Source organism: Blautia sp. OM06-15AC (assembly GCF_003481425.1).
GTDB classification, from domain to species: domain Bacteria; phylum Bacillota; class Clostridia; order Lachnospirales; family Lachnospiraceae; genus Fusicatenibacter; species Fusicatenibacter saccharivorans.
The window spans coordinates 12881-29355 of the sequence record NZ_QULD01000014.1 but is presented as its reverse complement, the minus strand read 5'-3'; the positions used below and the strand labels follow the sequence as shown (position 1 = coordinate 29355).

The following is a 16475-nucleotide window of genomic DNA, read 5'->3' as shown; positions in this document are numbered from 1 at the left end:
AATGGATTTTTCAATTTTATATGCACTGCAGCATCTTCACAATGCAGTGCTCGATCGGGTGATGGTGGGAATTACTTCACTTGGAAATGCGGGATGGATCTGGATTGCGCTGACCGCCGTTTTCTTAATCCTTCCGAAATACCGGAAATGCGGTGTAAGAATGGCGATCGCGCTGATTTTAGATTTGATTTTATGTAATCTGGTGTTAAAGCCGCTGGCAGCGCGCCCGCGTCCGTGCTGGATTGACGAGCAGGTAAAGCTGCTGGTTGCCGCTCCGAAGGACTATTCCTTCCCATCAGGCCATTCGGCAGCCTCGTTTGCGGCGGCAGTCTCTATTTTTGTGATGCACAAAAAAGAAGGGGCTGCCGCACTGATTCTGGCCTGCCTGATTGCATTTTCCAGACTGTATCTGTTTGTGCATTTCCCGACCGATGTCCTGGCGGGAATTGCGGTTGGTTTTATCTGTGCTTTTCTGGCTGCGAAGATCCAGAACGGTTTTCTTCTTCATTCTCGAGGTCGATAAAACGGAACGAAAGCATCAGATACAGAATTTCATCCGGGCTGGAAAGATCAGATTCTAAAATTTCCTTGATCTTTTCCAGGCGGTAGAGCAGGGTACTGCGGTGGATAAAAAGCTCACGCGCCGTCTGGACGACATTGCAGTGGTTGTCCAGATAGCAGCGGAGCGTCCGCATATAGTCACTGCCGGAGCTGTCGTCGTGCTCCTGCAGAAAGAGAAGTCTCTCATGGCACAGCATGTAGCCTGGGAGCTTTTTTGTTGCCTGATCGAGGATGTAGTCAAACGAGATATCGTTGAACGGATGCATCCGCTTGTCCGGGTATTTTCGCGTGCCGAACTGCAGGGCGATTTTTGCCTGGATATACTGGCGGCGCAGATTCATGTGGCCGTTCATGCAGCGCGAAAAGCCGGCATTTAAGGAGCTGTCCTCCACAAAGTGCACCATGCGTTCCATCAGATCGGTCATGGAAAAATCGGACAGCGTGAGGTTAAAGAACGCAACGATACCGCCGCCGTGCGGAAACGCGGAGCAGCCGGTCAGAATATTTTCCAGATAGGCGCAGACCGAGTTTGCCGTCAGGTTTTTCTGATCCATATCGGAGAGCTGCAGATAGAGGCAGCAGTAGGTGTGGCGGGAATGCCAGCCGAGCGCATCGAGAGCCTGGCTGACCGCAATATAGTCGGCCATCCGGTCGTCGAGGGCACGGAGCAGCACGGTGTGAAGCGACTGCGCCGGCGAGGTTTTCTGCATCACATTGTGCAGGAAGGCGTGATGGATCATTTCTGCAAGAAATTCAAGAAGAAAGCCTTCGGAATCAGAAAGATCCTTTTTTGTGTCGAGGAGCAGCAGGCGGTAGGCGCTCTGACCATGCTGCGTGATGTTGACGCAGAGGGAACCAAGTCCCGTTACGTGATCCGGAAAGCGGAACCATCCATCGAGATCGCGGACGGACGCGTATTCGCTGCTTTCTGTCAAGGAGAGCAGAAGCGGGCGCGTTGCATCGAGGGAGCCAAACACCTTCTCGGGAAAAAAGGAAGGTTCTTCGGACGCTGCGGCGATGATGGAAAAATCCATGCCGACCACCATCAGGGGGTGGGCAAAAACAGGCAGGGAGAGATTTAAAAGATGCTGGATCGATTTTCCGTCGAGCCGTGCCTGCATCAGCTCCTTCTGCCAGGAATCGTACGTCCAGAAAAGCTCCTGCAGGAACGAAAAAACAGCGGATACGCTGCTCTTAACGGCGATCGAAACCGGAGCCGGAAGTTCCTCCGGCAGTTCTTTGGTACAGAGAAGAAAAAGGGAGCTGCTTTCTTCCGGGAGGGAGGAAAGAGAGCCGATCTGTTCTTCTGTGCAGAGAAAGACACGGTGCGCAGTGGCTGCGGAGCCTGTCTGATAAAGAACAGGCAGCTCCAGTGTGCCGGAGAGCGGCAGGTTTTCCGGTGCAAGAACCGAAAAAGCGCTGCTTAGTTTATAAGCGAGAAATGCGGGGGAGAGCTTCATCGTATCATCCTCCCTGCGCGTGTCATATCGTAAAAATTCATAAAAACCTCCTCAGAAATGAGTGACGTTCTGCGGACGAAACCGCGGTACTTTTTATTTTAGCAGAACAAAAAGGTCTGTCAAGAAAGAAAAGACAGGGGTGCGGGAATTTTTACGGCGGCAACAAGTTAAGATTTTGTGAAGATAGTTGTGGTTTGCGGGGAAAACTGCTACAATATGGCTGATTTGGTTACTGTTCACTCAGCAGTGAAACACTTGTTGTTTCGCTGCGTAAGAACATGATTCAGGTGATTTGAAGTGGTTTTTTACAGAAGAAAAAGGAAGGTATGACTTTGATGTATCATATTATAGTAAATAAAAAATCGCGGTCGGGGCGCGGCGAGAAGCTGTGGCCGGTGATTGAGGGCGAGCTTGAGCGGCGCAGGACGGAATTTCGTGTATATCCGACAAAGTATCACGGAAGCGCACGGGAGACGGCAGCACGGCTGACCGCGAAAGGGGTATGGAATCCCGATGATGTCCTTCTGGCGATCGGCGGAGACGGTACGGCGAATGAGGCGGTCGATGGAATCACCAGCCTGTCGGATGTAAAGTTCGGTTATATTCCAACGGGAAGCGGCAACGATTTTGCGCGCGGTGCCGGAATTCCCTCCGATCCGCTGCAGGCGCTGGAAGCTGTGCTGAAAGGGGAGGAAAAGGAGATCAACATTGGAACGGCGCTTCTTGGCAGCCAAAAGCGGAGATTTCTCGTCAGCACCGGCATCGGTTTTGATGCAGGCATCTGCCACGAGGCGCTGGCATCAAAAATCAAGAATACGCTGAACCGGCTGCATCTGGGAAAACTTACGTATGTGATGATTGCACTGCGGCAGCTCTTTTATCTCGAACCGTTCACGCTGGATGCAGCTCTGGAAAACGGAGAACACCGTTCGTTTGAAAATGTTCTTTTTGCAGTGGCAATGAATTTTCCGTACGAAGGCGGCGGCTTCTGCTTCTGCCCGGAGGCGGACGGGACAGATGATCTGCTCGACGTGATGGTGGTTTCCAATCTTGCCAAATGGAAAGTCAGCTATCTTCTGCCGATGGCGCTGTTTGGACGCCACACAGGATTTCCTGAGGTACATATGGAGCGGTGCAGCAGCCTTTCCTTTCAGACAGACCGCGCGGAACCGGTCCACCTGGACGGAGAATCGGGCGGACACCGCACGGAGGAAAGGATCGGACTGGAAACGGAGCGTCTCCGCCTTTTGGGCGACTGGGTGAAAGAAGGGATGGAAAGATGATGTTCTGGATCATATTTTTTGCAGTGCTTGCCGTCCTGGCAGCAGGTTATTTCTTTTCCATTCTGCCGGCTACATCGAGACGGCAGGAATGTCTGAAATTTGCGGAATGGAATTATGCGCACCGCGGTCTGTGGAACGCGGCGGAGGGAGTTCCGGAGAATTCTCTTCCGGCTTTTGCCCGCGCGGCGGAGCAGGGATATGCCATCGAGCTGGATATTCAGATCACAAAGGATGGCCGGATTGTGGTGTTCCACGACGACACGATGAAGCGGATGTGTGGAAACGAGGGAAAAATCAGCGATTATACGTATGAGGAACTCCAGCAGTTCCATCTGGGCGACAGCACGGAAAAGATTCCGCTGCTTCGTGAGGTACTGCAGACGGTAGACGGCCGCGTGCCGCTTTTAATCGAAATCAAGATGCCGGGACTTTCCACGGCGGTCTGTGCGGGATTTCAGAAGGAGATGGAGGGGTACACCGGTATGTTCTGCATGGAATCCTTCAACAGCCTGGCCCTCCGCTGGTGCCGCCGCCACATGCCGCAGACGCTGCGCGGCCAGCTTTCCGGCCGTTTTTCAAAGGATGATAAGGTGCATCTGATCCTGCGGATAATGGCGCGTCATCTGATGCTGAATTTTATCGGGAAACCGGATTTTATCGCCTACGACCACCGCTATGCCGACTGCCCGGGCTTCCTGATCGACCGTATGCTGTTTCGGACACCGGCATTTGCATGGACGGTAAAAGATGAGCATGTATATAACCGGACACGGAAAAAATTCGATGCGGCGATCTTTGAACATTTCCATCCCAAGGACGGTTTTCAGAAACCGATGAATTGTTTCTTAAAAAATAATAAAGCTTATTGACTTCGGTTTTCGGTGTGCTATAATTTCAGCAGGTTGAAGAGAAAAACCTCGTCAGAAAAGTGGAGGGAAACTATGAAGATAATAAAAAAATATAAGCATTTTCTTCCGGTAGTGGTTTATGGTATTTTCTATCTGAAATGTTTTCAATATCTGGAAACGCACATTACGAAAGGATATCATCTGATTCATACTCCGTTTGATGATATGATTCCGTTCTGTGAGTTTTTTGTGATTCCTTATTTTATGTGGTTTGGATTTATTGCATGGTCTGTCCTTTATTTCGGACTCTGCAACAAGAACCGCAGAGAATATTATCAGCTGATTATCAACCTGGGAATCGGAATGACGGCGTTCCTCGTGATCTCCTATCTGTACCCGAATGGCCAGAACCTGCGCCCGACGGTATTCCCACGGGAGAACATTTTCACGGATCTGGTCAGAGGCCTTTACCTGACAGACACACCGACCAACGTATTCCCAAGTATTCACGTATATAATTCCGTAGCCGTAGCTGTTGCCGTAGAACACAGCGAGCAGCTCAAAAACCGCCCGGTATTCCGAAACGTCTGCCTGGGCCTGACGGTGCTGATTGTGTTTTCGACCATGTTTTTAAAACAGCACTCCGTATCGGATGTGTGCTGTGCGCTTGTTATGAATGCGGGAACCTGTATGCTGCTGTACCGGCCGGCAAAGGCGGGGAATGCACTGCGGACACGGGAGAAAAAAGCGAAATATAGAATGTAAAAACGGAAACGGACGGCCCGCGCACCAGAAAGTGCGCGGGCCTGACGGTTTAGGACGGGAGAGAATGGGTGATGAGTGGGATGGTAGTGCAGGAAAAATGAAATGCGTCCGTTTATTAAGAAACAAAACTTATAAAACATATAAGATATATTAATTTCATTTATAAAGATAAATATGCTATTCTGTAAGTAACGAAAGATTGTCCCGTTTTTGGGGGACTATGATTCAGACAAATGGAGGATAAAAATGAGTACAGTCAGACGCGTTTATGTGGAGAAAAAGCCGGAATTTGCGATTAAGGCGAAAGATCTGAAGCATGAAATCAAGCACTATCTGAACATCCAGACCGTAACCAACGTACGGGAGCTGATCCGGTACGATGTAGAAAATATCAGTGATGAGACATATGAGAAAGCATGTAAAGTAGTCTTTGCAGAGCCGCCGGTTGATATCTGCTATCAGGAAGATTTCCCGCGTGCAGAAGGTGCGAGAGTATTTTCCGTAGAATTCCTTCCGGGACAGTTTGATCAGAGAGCCGATTCTGCCGTACAGTGCGTGCAGTTCTTAAAAGAAGACGAGCAGCCGATCATCCGCTCCGCCGTTACGTATGTTATCGAAGGAGAGATGACTGATGAGCAGTTTGACGCAGTCAAAGCACACTGCATCAATCCGGTAGACTCCAGAGAGACAGGACTTGAAAAACCGGAAACCCTCGTGACAAAATTTGAAGAGCCGGCAGACGTCAAAATCTTCGACGGATTCATCGACATGCCGGAGGCAGAATTAAAAGCCCTGTACGATTCCCTCGGCCTTGCCATGACCTTCAAAGACTTCCTGCATATCCAGAACTACTTCCGCGGCGAAGAAAAACGCAATCCATCCATGACCGAGATCCGCGTACTCGATACCTACTGGTCCGATCACTGCCGCCATACCACCTTCTCCACCGAGCTTACCAACGTGACCTTCGGCGAAGGCGACTACTACGAGCCGATGAAAAAAAGCTACGACCGCTACTTAAGCGACCGTGAGGTACTCTACAAAGGCCGTGACGACAAATTCATCTGCCTTATGGACCTTGCCCTTCTGGCAATGAAAAAACTGAAATCCGAAGGAAAACTCGCAGATCAGGAAGAGTCTGATGAAATCAACGCATGCTCCATCGTCGTACCGGTAGATGTAGACGGAAAAGACGAAGAGTGGCTGATCAACTTCAAAAACGAGACCCACAACCACCCGACCGAGATCGAGCCGTTCGGTGGTGCAGCAACCTGCCTTGGCGGTGCAATCCGTGACCCGCTTTCCGGCAGAACCTACGTATATCAGGCAATGCGTGTGACCGGAGCCGCAGATCCGACCCGTCCGCAGAGCGAGACACTCGAAGGAAAACTTCCGCAGAAAAAACTCGTAAGAGAAGCAGCACACGGCTACAGTTCCTATGGAAACCAGATCGGTCTTGCAACCGGCTATGTCAAAGAAGTTTACCATCCGGACTACGTGGCAAAACGTATGGAGATCGGAGCTGTCCTTGGAGCAGCACCGCGCCGTGCCGTTGTCCGTGAAAATTCCGATCCGGGCGATATCATCATCCTGCTCGGCGGCCGTACCGGAAGAGACGGCTGCGGCGGTGCAACCGGTTCCTCCAAAGTACATACGACAGAATCCATCGAGACCTGCGGTGCAGAGGTACAGAAAGGAAACGCACCGACTGAGCGTAAACTGCAGAGACTGTTCCGCCGCGAGGAAGTCAGCCTTCTGATTAAAAAATGCAACGACTTCGGTGCAGGCGGAGTTTCCGTTGCCATCGGCGAGCTGGCACCGGGCCTTAAGATCAATCTGGACAAAGTACCGAAAAAATATGCCGGCCTCGACGGAACCGAGATCGCCATCTCCGAGTCCCAGGAGCGTATGGCCGTTGTCATCGACCCGAAAGACCGTGAGCAGTTCCTGAAATATGCCGCAGAAGAGAACCTGGAGGCAACCGAAGTTGCAGTCGTAACCGAGGACCCGCGTCTGGTACTCTCCTGGAGAGGAAAAGAGATCGTCAATATTTCCCGTGCATTCCTGGATACCAACGGAGCACATCAGGAGAATGATGTCTTCGTAGAGATTCCAAAAGCAGAGGACACCCCGTTAAAAAGAAGCGGTGACATTGCCGACGTGAAAGAAAAATGGCTGTCCACCCTGTCAGACCTCAACGCATGCTCCCAGAAAGGTCTTGTCGAGATGTTTGACTCCTCCATCGGAGCAGCCAGCGTGCTGATGCCGTACGGTGGAAAATATCAGCTGACTGAAACTCAGGCCATGGTTGCAAAAGTGCCGGTTCCGGATGGAAAAACCAACACCGTTACCATGATGAGCTACGGCTTTGATCCATACGTATCGAGCTGGAGCCCGTATCACGGAGCAGTCTATGCCGTAACCGAGTCCCTGTCCCGCATCGTGGCAGTCGGCGGCGATTACAGCAAAGTCCGCTTCACCTTCCAGGAATATTTCCGCAGAATGACTGAGGATCCGCACCGCTGGAGCCAGCCGTTCGCAGCACTTCTTGGTGCATACGACGCACAGATGGGCTACGGCCTGCCGTCTATCGGAGGAAAAGACAGTATGTCCGGTACCTTCAACCATATCGATGTACCGCCGACACTCGTATCCTTCGCGGTTGACGTTGCAAAATTAAAAGATGTAGTATCTCCGGAGCTGAAAAACACAGGAGACAAACTCGTGTGGATCCACCTTCCAGTCGACGCACATCTGCTTCCAGAGTACGAAGGCGTCATGGAAACCTACAGAAAACTGCATGAGGATATGCAGAACGGCCGTGTGAAAGCCGCTTATGTCGTAGACCGTCAGGGTATCGCAGCAGCTGTATCCAAGATGGCATTCGGTAATGCTCTCGGCGTAACCATCGAGCACAATGTAGACGAGAGAGATCTCTTTACTCCATATATTGCAGATCTGATCTGCGAAGTTCCGGCTGAAAAAGTCGGAGAGCTGGCAAGCACCTACACCGTCATCGGTGAAGTGACAGACAAACCGGTTCTTTCCTATAAAGACACCGAAATCACCATCCGCGAAGCCGTTTCCGCATGGAACAAACCGCTGGAAAAAGTATTCAAGACCGTATCCGGTGCAGAGCTTCCGGATGTAGATGCCCTGAATGTGGCAGCAGCAGACGAAAACGGAATTGTTGCAGACAGCTGCTATCAGGCAAAGAACATCCACGTATGCTCCCACAAGCTGGCACAGCCGACCGTATTCATTCCGGTCTTCCCGGGAACGAACTGTGAGTATGACAGCACCAGAGCTTTCGAGCGTGCCGGTGCAAAAGTTATCACTCAGGTATTCAGCAACCTTTCCGCAGAAGACATCCGCGGTTCTGTCGATGCCTTTGAAAAAGCCATCAACCAGGCGCAGATCATCATGTTCCCTGGCGGATTCTCCGCAGGTGATGAGCCGGATGGATCAGCAAAATTCTTTGCAACCGCATTCCAGAATGCGAAGATCAAAGAAGCTGTTACCAAACTGCTGAATGAGAGAGACGGACTTGCCCTTGGTATCTGCAACGGATTCCAGGCACTGATCAAACTGGGACTCGTTCCGTACGGTGAGATTCTCGGACAGACGGAGGATTCCCCGACTCTGACCTTCAACACCATCGGACGCCATATTTCCAAGATGGTTTACACGAAGGTTGTGACCAACAAATCCCCATGGCTGGCAGGCGCCGAGCTTGGCGGTGTTTACACCAACCCGGCATCCCACGGAGAGGGACGTTTCGTAGCATCGAAAGAGTGGATCGACAAGCTGATGGCAAACGGCCAGATTGCAACCCGCTACTGCGATGTCAACGGAAACCTGACCAACGACGAGTACTGGAATGTCAACGGTTCCTACTGCGGAATCGAGGGTATCACCAGCCCGGACGGCCGTGTCTTTGGTAAGATGGCACACGCAGAGCGCCGCGACAACGGCGTAGCAGTCAACATCTACGGAGAGCAGGATCTGAAGATCTTTGAGTCCGGTGTTGCTTACTTTAAATAAAATAAAACCAAAATAGAAGATTCCCGCAGAGAGGAAGAAAGCTCCTTTCTGCGGGAATTTTTTTGTCAGAAACAGTAATTTCTGATTTCGAAAGAAAAAATTTGATTATGCGCCGCGGTGCAGTTATAACGCAATATTTTGCTTTATTAACAAAAGTAATAAGGTCAAGTAGTAGAAATATTCTGAAAAAACGAAAGATTTCGATAGTCTCAACACATTACATATATGACGGGCCCGGAAGAGAAGGACAGCGAAATAACAGGAGGGAGAAAGAAGTGTATGAGACAAGAGGAGGAACGATTTTTTCAGATCATATTCGAGAAAAACAGTCATGTGCTGTTCCGTTATATCTGCGGTCAGTTGAACAATGACCGGGAGACGGCGAAGGATGTGCTGAACGATGTATGGGAGGTATTGGTGGTAAAATTTGAAACCGTTGCCGATCTCGAAGGAGAAGAGATGACGAAATGGCTGTTCTGTGTGGCAAAAAACAAGATCAAGAATCAGCGCAGAAAACATTATTATCAGAATGAAGTTTCCTATACACAGTATCAGAAAGAGAACAGAAATGAAGGGGAGGCGGGCGCGACAGCCGAGATTGAGGAACGAATGGTGATGCAGAACTGCATCCAGAACCTGAATCCGATGGATCAGCGCATTTTCTGGGGGAGAGCATATGGATTCAGCTACAAAGAGCTCAGCGGATTCTGCAAGAAAAGCGAGCAGGCGCTGCAGTGCCAGTACAGCCGCGCAATCAAGAAACTGCAGGGAATGATGAGTCAGGAAATCAGTCTGACGAGAGCGTAGAAAATGAAAATGGTATGCAGCGGAAACCTCAACTCTTACAATCTAAAAACAATAGAAATATCTAAAAAATTCTCTGCAGGAGAATATCCTGTGTCTAAAAATAAAGTGTTACCGTTTACATATCAAAAATCCGTTTTCCTCGTTGTCGTGGCGCGGAAATTGTGTTAAAATATTTTTAGAAAATTCACACGATGTGCGAGAAGGCAGAAAGGATGAAAACAACATGAAGGATGAGTACGTAGCCTATGTAGGCACTTATACCCATGGAAGCAGCATTGGTATTCATTTATATGATGTAAATGTAGAAGAAGGCACTCTGACAGAGCGAAAAGTCATACCGGTCAACAACTCTTCCCACATTGCCCGTTCCTTAAACGGCAAATACCTGTATTCGATTGCAGATGAAGGCGTTGCAGTGTTTGCAGTGGAGGATGACGGAGACCTGACCCCGATCAACAAAGTAGACATCGACGGCATGCGCGGCTGCTATCTGTCGGTGGACAAAACCGGAAGATACCTGTTCGTGGCAGGCTATCATGACGGAAAAGTAACCGTTGTACATACCCATAAGGACGGCCGCCTCGGAAGTCTGATGGACGGCGTGTTCCACAAGGGCCTTGGCAGTGTGGCAGAGCGTAACTTCCGCCCGCATGTCAGCTGTGTCGTTCCTACACCGGACAACAAATATGTCTGCGCAGTCGACAACGGCATTGACCAGATCAAAATGTACAAGCTGAACACACAGCGTGACCGCCTGAAACTGGTGGATATCCTGCGCTGTGAGCGTGAATCCGGTCCGAGAGAGATCGTTTTCAGTGAATCCGGAAAATACGCGTATGTTATTTACGAGCTGATGAACAAAGTCGATGTATTCAGCTACCGTGATACGGGAAACGGACCGGAATTTGAAAAACTGCAGTCGATCAGCACCACATCCGCGAACGTGGACCAGGCGCACGACGCTGCATCCGGCATGTGCCTTTCCCCGGATCACCACTACCTGTTTACTTCTACAGCCGGAGACAATACCGTAGCAATGTTCCATATCGACCCGGAGACCGGCTGCCTGGAGAAGAAGTTTGCACTTCCGATCAGCGGCGAATATCCAAAGGATATTGCAATGTTCCCGGACGGAAAACATATCGCAGTGGCAAACCATGAGTCCAACACGATCACAACATTTACCGTTGATTATGAGAAAAACGTGCTGGTTCAGAAAGGCCGCCCGATGAAAGTGGAGACGCCGAACTGTATTCTGATTACGAAAAAAGGCGTTCACTAAAAAAATAACGCAAAAATGCCTGCAGGAAGAACTGTATCCCGCAGGCATTTTTTGTGTTGAAGCCAGAAAGAAGCAGTCCGGCCTTTATTTCTCGTCCAGAGCCCAGACTTTCTTTACATTGTCCAGTTTGGCGCTCATGCCGACGAGCAGTGCGTCCGCCAGGACAAGAGCGGTCATGCATTCCACGACAACAACGGCGCGTGCAACGATGATCGGGTCGTGGCGGCCTTTGATTTCGATGGCAATGTTTTCACCATCTTTGTTGATGGTCTGCTGGGAAGCAGCAACGGACGGGGTCGGTTTGAAACCAGCCCGGACAACGATATCGCTTCCGTCGCTGATACCGCCTAAAATACCGCCGGCGTGGTTGGTCAGCTTGACAATGGAGCCGTCCGCATTTACATGGAAGGCATCGTTATTGGTAAGCCCGGTAGCTGTGCAGACCGAGAAACCGTCTCCGATTTCCACGCCTTTTACGGCGCCGATGGAGACGAGTGCTTTTGCAAGGTTGGCATCGAGCTTTTCAAACACCGGATCGCCGACACCGGCCGGCATATGGTGAACGACACATTCGACCACACCGCCGACGGAATTTTTTTCCGCCATGGCTTTTGTTAAAAGCCCGGAAGCCTTTTCGGCAGCCTCTGCATCCGGCATATTCAGGGCGTTATTCGCGATTTCAGCGGCATCAAAAGACTGGATTTCCACGTCACCGATGGAGCGGGTGTAGGCGGAAACGGTGATGCCAAGCTCAGAGAGCATTTTTAAGGCAATGGCACCTGCAGCCACGCGTGCGATCGTCTCGCGTCCTGAGGAGCGTCCGCCGCCGCGGTAGTCGCGGAAACCGTATTTTGCATCAAACGTATAGTCGGCGTGGCCCGGTCTGTAATAGGAAGCAATGTCGCTGTAATCTTTGGAATGCTGATCCTCATTCCATACCACCATGGAAATCGGGGTACCGGTCGTTTTTCCTTCGAAAGTGCCGGATAAAATCTGAACGGTATCGGATTCTTTCCGTTTTGTGGTAAAGCGGTTCTGTCCCGGCTTCCTGCGGTCGAGGTAAACCTGAATATCCTCCTCGGAAAGCGAAAGGCCGGCCGGCACTCCGTCCACAACAACGCCCACGCCTTTTCCATGAGACTCTCCCCAGGTGGTCAGTCTGAAGATGGTACCAAATGATGATCCTGCCATATATAAAGTCCTCCTGAATTTTTTCGTATATTTATAAAATAACTGGAAAAGATTTCTAATAAATTATACCGGAAAGTAAAACATTCGTAAAGCTCTTTTTCAGAGACGAAATTCACCGTTATACCGTTTGACAAACGAAAAGGCAGCACGTATAATGAGAATGTATTTTCGGGCAGTGAAAGCCGGTGAAATAAAACAAACAAAAAGGAAGAGTGTGCATGAATTTTTTAGACAAAATGGAGCGAAAATATGGGAGATATGCGTTAAGCCATCTGACGATGTACATTATCGTAACGTACATTGCGGGATATATCATTGCGCTTGCGGCTCCCATCATGAGACAGTATCTGACGCTGGAACCATACTATATTCTGCATGGCCAGATCTGGCGTCTGGTGAGCTGGATTCTGATTCCGCCGAGCAGTCTCGACATCTTTACGATTATTATGCTGTTTTTCTACTACTCAATCGGAACGAGTCTTGAAAGAGCCTGGGGAGATTTCAAATATAACGTTTATATCTTTTCGGGTATTCTGATGACGATCCTCGGTTCCTTCCTGCTGTATGGAATCGAGTACGCAGTGAATGGGTATCCGGCGCTGATGGGAACTGCATTCAGCACCTATTATATCAGCCTTTCTATTTTCCTTGGCTTTGCGATCAGTTTTCCGGATATGCAGGTGCTTCTGTACTTTATTATCCCGATCAAGATCAAATGGCTGGCGTATCTTGACGTAGCGCTTCTTGCTTATAGCATGATTACCAGCATTCTGAGCGGAAACTGGGCAGGATGTGTTGTTATTTTGTGTTCCTTGGCAAACGTCCTGGTGTTTTTCCTGATGACAAGAAAAGGAAAACATAACTCTTTCCGGCAGAACAGACGCAGGAAAGAATTTAAAAAAGCCGTATCAAGAGGAGAAGCCGAATACCGCAATCCAAATGGAATCACAAAACACAAATGTGCGATTTGCGGGCGGACTGAAAAGGATGATCCGAATCTGGAGTTCCGTTTCTGCTCCAGATGCAACGGAAATTATGAATACTGCCAGGATCACCTGTTTACGCATGAACATGTAAAATAAAGAAGGAGAGAAAGTATGAGAAGAACGAAAATTGTCTGCACCATGGGACCAAATACCAACTCCCGTGACCTGATGAAAAAACTGATTGAAACCGGAATGGATGTTGCTCGTTTTAATTTTTCTCATGGAGACCACGATGAGCAGAAAATGCGTATGGATATGCTGAAAGAGCTTCGAAAAGAGCTGAAAACTCCTGTGGCAATCCTTCTGGATACCAAAGGACCGGAAATCCGTACCGGCGTTTTGAAAGATGGCAAAAAAGTAAATCTGGTAACCGGACAGACTTTTACCCTGACAACCGTTCAGGAGACCGGAGATGAAAATCACTGTTCGGTCAGCTACACCGGCCTTACCGACGATATCAAAGAGGGAGACACAATTCTGATCGATGATGGTCTGATCGGCCTGCGCGTAGAAAAAGTAAATGCACCGGAAATTGTCTGTACCGTAGTAAACGGCGGCGAGCTCGGAGAGAAGAAGGGTGTGAATGTACCAAACGTTTCGATCAATCTTCCGAACCTCACGGAGAAAGACAAAGGAGATCTTCTCTTTGGTATTGAACAGGATATTGATTTTGTAGCGGCTTCTTTTATCCGAAATGCAGAGGCAATTAACGAAATCCGTGAGTTCCTTGTGGCAAACGGAGGAGAGCGTATTGATATCATTGCCAAGATCGAAAATGCGGAGGGTGTGCAGAACATCGACAGCATCATCGATGCGGCAGATGGTGTGATGGTTGCAAGGGGAGACCTTGGTGTAGAGATTCCGGCGTGCCAGGTACCGCATGTACAGAAAATCATCATTGAAAAATGCAATCATAAATACAAACCGGTTATCACAGCAACCCAGATGCTGGATTCCATGATCCGGAACCCGCGCCCGACCCGTGCAGAGGTAGCCGATGTTGCGAATGCAATTTATGATGGAACGGATGCAATCATGCTCTCCGGCGAAACAGCAGCCGGAAAATATCCGATCGAGGCAGTTACCATGATGGGAGAGATTGCCGAGCAGACAGAGCGCTATCTGAAATTCGAAGATTACCGCGATGGAAAAGCGCTGGAAGGAAAGCTGAATGTTTCCGCAGCAGTCGGAAGTGCAGCCGTTTCTATGGTAGAACACATCAAAGCAGCCTGCATTGTGACCCCGACTATGTCTGGTCAGACCGCAAGACTGATCTCCAACCTTCGTCCGAGCGTACCGATTTACGGCGTTACCCCATATGAATGGGCAAGAAGAAAAATGCAGCTCTACTGGGGCGTTCGTCCGGTGACCGGATACGAGGAAGATTCTACGGAGAACATCATTTCCCATGCTATGTATATGGTGCGCCGTGAGGAGCTCGTAGAACGTGGCGATATGGTTATTTTTACGGCCGGAGACCCTGCTACTAACGAGGTGACGGGTGAAGGATATATGACAAACATGCTTCACATTATTCAGGCAAAATAAGCAGAAGAAGGAGACAAAAGAGAATGACGAAGAAGCCTTTTGTAACAAAAGAAAAACTGGAAGAAATCGCAGCAGCAGTACCAACTCCGTTTCACATTTACGATGAAAAAGGAATTCGTGAGAATGCGAAAGCAGTAAAGGAAGCTTTTTCCTGGAATCCGGGATTTCGTGAGTATTTTGCTGTAAAAGCGAACCCAAACCCGACACTGATCAAAATGCTGGGTGAATATGACTGCGGATGCGACTGCTCTTCTTACACGGAGCTGATGCTTTCCGATGCGATGGGATTTGAGAAAGATAAAATCATGTTTTCATCCAACGTAACACCGGCTGCAGAGTATCAACTGGCTGCAGAGCTTGGTGCGATCATTAACCTTGATGATATTACGCATATTGATTTTCTTGAGAAAACATTGGGTTACATTCCGAAGAAAATCTGCTGCCGTTATAACCCGGGCGGACTGTTTAAAATCAGCACCGACATCATGGATAATCCGGGAGATGCCAAATACGGTATGACAACCGAGCAGATTTTTGAGGCATTCCGCATTCTGAAGGCAAAAGGGGCAGAAGAGTTCGGCATCCATTCCTTCCTTGCAAGTAATACCGTAACCAACGATTACTACCCGGTTCTGGCAAAAACACTGTTTGAGCTGGCTGTAAAGCTGCAGAAAGAGACAGGCGTAAAAATCAAATTCATCAATCTTTCCGGCGGTGTCGGAATCCCGTACAAACCAGGTCAGGAAGGCAATGACATCCGCGTGATTGGTGAGGGTGTACATAAAGTGTACGATGAAGTCCTCGTTCCGGCCGGCATGGGCGATGTTGCAATTTACACGGAGATGGGCCGTTTCATGATGGGACCGTACGGCGGACTCGTTACCCGCGCCATCCATCAGAAACACATTTACAAAGAGTATATCGGCTGTGATGCATGCGCGGTCAATCTGATGCGGCCGGCAATGTACGGCGCTTACCACCACATCACGGTGATGGGAAAAGAAGATCAGCCGTGCGACCACAAATATGACGTAACAGGTTCCCTGTGCGAAAACAACGATAAATTCGCGATCGACCGCATGCTTCCGGAAGTGGAAGTCGGAGACCTCCTCTTCATCCACGACACCGGCGCACATGGATTTTCCATGGGATACAACTACAACGGAAAATTAAAATCTGCAGAGGTTCTGTTAAAAGAGGACGGCAGCTTTGAAGTCATCCGCCGCGCAGAAACCCCGAAGGATTACTTCGCTACACTGGATGGAACACCGGAATATGAAAAGATGTTTGGAAATAAATAAGAGATAACAACAGTAAAACCCCTTTCAAAAAGAACCATGCGGCAGATGGCCGGTTCTTCGAAAGGGGTTTTCTTTCTTTCAAAAGCTGTTTTTTTGAAGGGAAGACAATAAAAAAAGATCTGCATCAACGTTCGTTTTTGCAGATCTTTTTTAGCTATGCCGCTGGCCGGACTCGAACCGGCACGGTTATTCACCGCTTGATTTTGAGTCAAGTGCGTCTACCAATTCCGCCACAGCGGCAGTGTTCGTAATCAGAACAAGATATATTTTACCATAAAAACAAGAAGGACGCAAGAGAAAAAAATGGAATAATTATCATAAAAACTTTCTAAAAAAGATTGACGAAAGGAAAAAATAGAAGTATAGTGTAGATAGTTTAGTACCATACTAAATTTTACA

Annotated in this window: 12 protein-coding genes and 1 tRNA gene; 10 read left to right on the top strand and 3 right to left on the bottom strand. The window is 49.1% G+C overall.

Going from position 1 to position 16475, the window contains the following annotated elements; all coding sequences use genetic code 11:
- Position 1: 1 nt before the first annotated feature.
- Positions 2-523 (top strand): phosphatase PAP2 family protein, encoded by a 522-nt coding sequence (locus DXB83_RS14540; RefSeq protein WP_055221420.1) that lies wholly within the window; start codon positions 2-4, stop codon positions 521-523.
- Here DXB83_RS14540 and DXB83_RS14535 read toward each other — a convergent pair.
- Positions 459-2021, bottom strand: coding sequence for a PucR family transcriptional regulator (locus DXB83_RS14535; protein ID WP_118697783.1), 1563 nt, complete (start codon positions 2019-2021; stop codon positions 459-461). The genes DXB83_RS14540 and DXB83_RS14535 overlap by 65 nt on opposite strands.
- 335 nt (positions 2022-2356) lie before the next feature.
- Between DXB83_RS14535 and DXB83_RS14530 the strand changes: the two genes are divergently transcribed.
- From DXB83_RS14530 to DXB83_RS14505, 6 genes are all read left to right on the top strand, one after another.
- Positions 2357-3304, top strand: coding sequence for a diacylglycerol/lipid kinase family protein (locus tag DXB83_RS14530; protein WP_055228514.1), 948 nt, complete (start codon positions 2357-2359; stop codon positions 3302-3304).
- A complete protein-coding gene (locus tag DXB83_RS14525) occupies positions 3301-4173 on the top strand; it encodes a glycerophosphodiester phosphodiesterase family protein (protein WP_022463211.1) in 873 nt (290 codons plus the stop codon). The genes DXB83_RS14530 and DXB83_RS14525 overlap by 4 nt, the downstream gene beginning before the upstream one ends.
- A gap of 72 nt (positions 4174-4245) precedes the next feature.
- Positions 4246-4917, top strand: coding sequence for a phosphatase PAP2 family protein (locus tag DXB83_RS14520; RefSeq protein ID WP_118660440.1), 672 nt, complete (start codon positions 4246-4248; stop codon positions 4915-4917).
- Between the two features lie 246 nt (positions 4918-5163).
- Positions 5164-8961 carry a phosphoribosylformylglycinamidine synthase gene (locus DXB83_RS14515; protein ID WP_118697782.1) on the top strand — a complete coding sequence of 1266 codons (3798 nt, stop codon included), beginning with the start codon at positions 5164-5166 and terminating at the stop codon, positions 8959-8961.
- 279 nt (positions 8962-9240) lie between these two features.
- Complete coding sequence (locus DXB83_RS14510; protein ID WP_055228517.1) at positions 9241-9768, top strand: RNA polymerase sigma factor; 528 nt, start codon at positions 9241-9243, stop codon at positions 9766-9768.
- A 223-nt stretch (positions 9769-9991) separates the two neighbouring features.
- Positions 9992-11050 carry a lactonase family protein gene (locus tag DXB83_RS14505; protein ID WP_022463215.1) on the top strand — a complete coding sequence of 353 codons (1059 nt, stop codon included), beginning with the start codon at positions 9992-9994 and terminating at the stop codon, positions 11048-11050.
- 84 nt (positions 11051-11134) lie between these two features.
- Here DXB83_RS14505 and aroC read toward each other — a convergent pair whose 3' ends face one another.
- The gene (gene aroC, locus DXB83_RS14500) at positions 11135-12241 is read right to left on the bottom strand and encodes a chorismate synthase (protein ID WP_118697781.1); all 1107 of its coding nucleotides are present in this window, start codon (positions 12239-12241) and stop codon (positions 11135-11137) included.
- Positions 12242-12459: 218 nt separating this feature from the next.
- On the opposite strand from aroC, the gene DXB83_RS14495 reads away from it, so the two are divergent.
- From DXB83_RS14495 to DXB83_RS14485, 3 genes are read left to right on the top strand one after another with little or no spacing between them, the layout of a single operon-like run.
- Positions 12460-13323 (top strand): hypothetical protein, encoded by an 864-nt coding sequence (locus DXB83_RS14495; protein ID WP_118640962.1) that lies wholly within the window; start codon positions 12460-12462, stop codon positions 13321-13323.
- Between the two features lie 15 nt (positions 13324-13338).
- Positions 13339-14775 (top strand): pyruvate kinase, encoded by a 1437-nt coding sequence (gene pyk, locus DXB83_RS14490; RefSeq protein ID WP_118595511.1) that lies wholly within the window; start codon positions 13339-13341, stop codon positions 14773-14775.
- Positions 14776-14798: 23 nt separating this feature from the next.
- Entirely contained in the window at positions 14799-16076 is a 1278-nt protein-coding gene (locus tag DXB83_RS14485; protein WP_117510246.1) for a diaminopimelate decarboxylase, read from the top strand.
- Between the two features lie 157 nt (positions 16077-16233).
- Here the strand turns inward: DXB83_RS14485 and DXB83_RS14480 are convergent.
- A tRNA-Leu gene (locus tag DXB83_RS14480) sits at positions 16234-16316 on the bottom strand.
- Between the last annotated feature and the right edge of the window lie 159 nt (positions 16317-16475).

Excerpts from the sequence above, each read along its gene's own strand:
- DXB83_RS14505 (WP_022463215.1), top strand. The coding sequence starts at position 9,992 with ATGAAGGATGAGTACGTAGCCTATGTAGGCACTTATACCCATGGAAGC.
- aroC (WP_118697781.1), bottom strand. The coding sequence starts at position 12,241 with ATGGCAGGATCATCATTTGGTACCATCTTCAGACTGACCACCTGGGGA.
- DXB83_RS14535 (WP_118697783.1), bottom strand. The coding sequence starts at position 2,021 with ATGAAGCTCTCCCCCGCATTTCTCGCTTATAAACTAAGCAGCGCTTTT.
- DXB83_RS14495 (WP_118640962.1), top strand. The coding sequence starts at position 12,460 with ATGAATTTTTTAGACAAAATGGAGCGAAAATATGGGAGATATGCGTTA.
- DXB83_RS14485 (WP_117510246.1), top strand. The coding sequence starts at position 14,799 with ATGACGAAGAAGCCTTTTGTAACAAAAGAAAAACTGGAAGAAATCGCA.
- DXB83_RS14540 (WP_055221420.1), top strand. The coding sequence starts at position 2 with ATGGATTTTTCAATTTTATATGCACTGCAGCATCTTCACAATGCAGTG.
- pyk (WP_118595511.1), top strand. The coding sequence starts at position 13,339 with ATGAGAAGAACGAAAATTGTCTGCACCATGGGACCAAATACCAACTCC.
- DXB83_RS14510 (WP_055228517.1), top strand. The coding sequence starts at position 9,241 with ATGAGACAAGAGGAGGAACGATTTTTTCAGATCATATTCGAGAAAAAC.
- DXB83_RS14525 (WP_022463211.1), top strand. The coding sequence starts at position 3,301 with ATGATGTTCTGGATCATATTTTTTGCAGTGCTTGCCGTCCTGGCAGCA.
- DXB83_RS14515 (WP_118697782.1), top strand. The coding sequence starts at position 5,164 with ATGAGTACAGTCAGACGCGTTTATGTGGAGAAAAAGCCGGAATTTGCG.
- DXB83_RS14530 (WP_055228514.1), top strand. The coding sequence starts at position 2,357 with ATGTATCATATTATAGTAAATAAAAAATCGCGGTCGGGGCGCGGCGAG.
- DXB83_RS14520 (WP_118660440.1), top strand. The coding sequence starts at position 4,246 with ATGAAGATAATAAAAAAATATAAGCATTTTCTTCCGGTAGTGGTTTAT.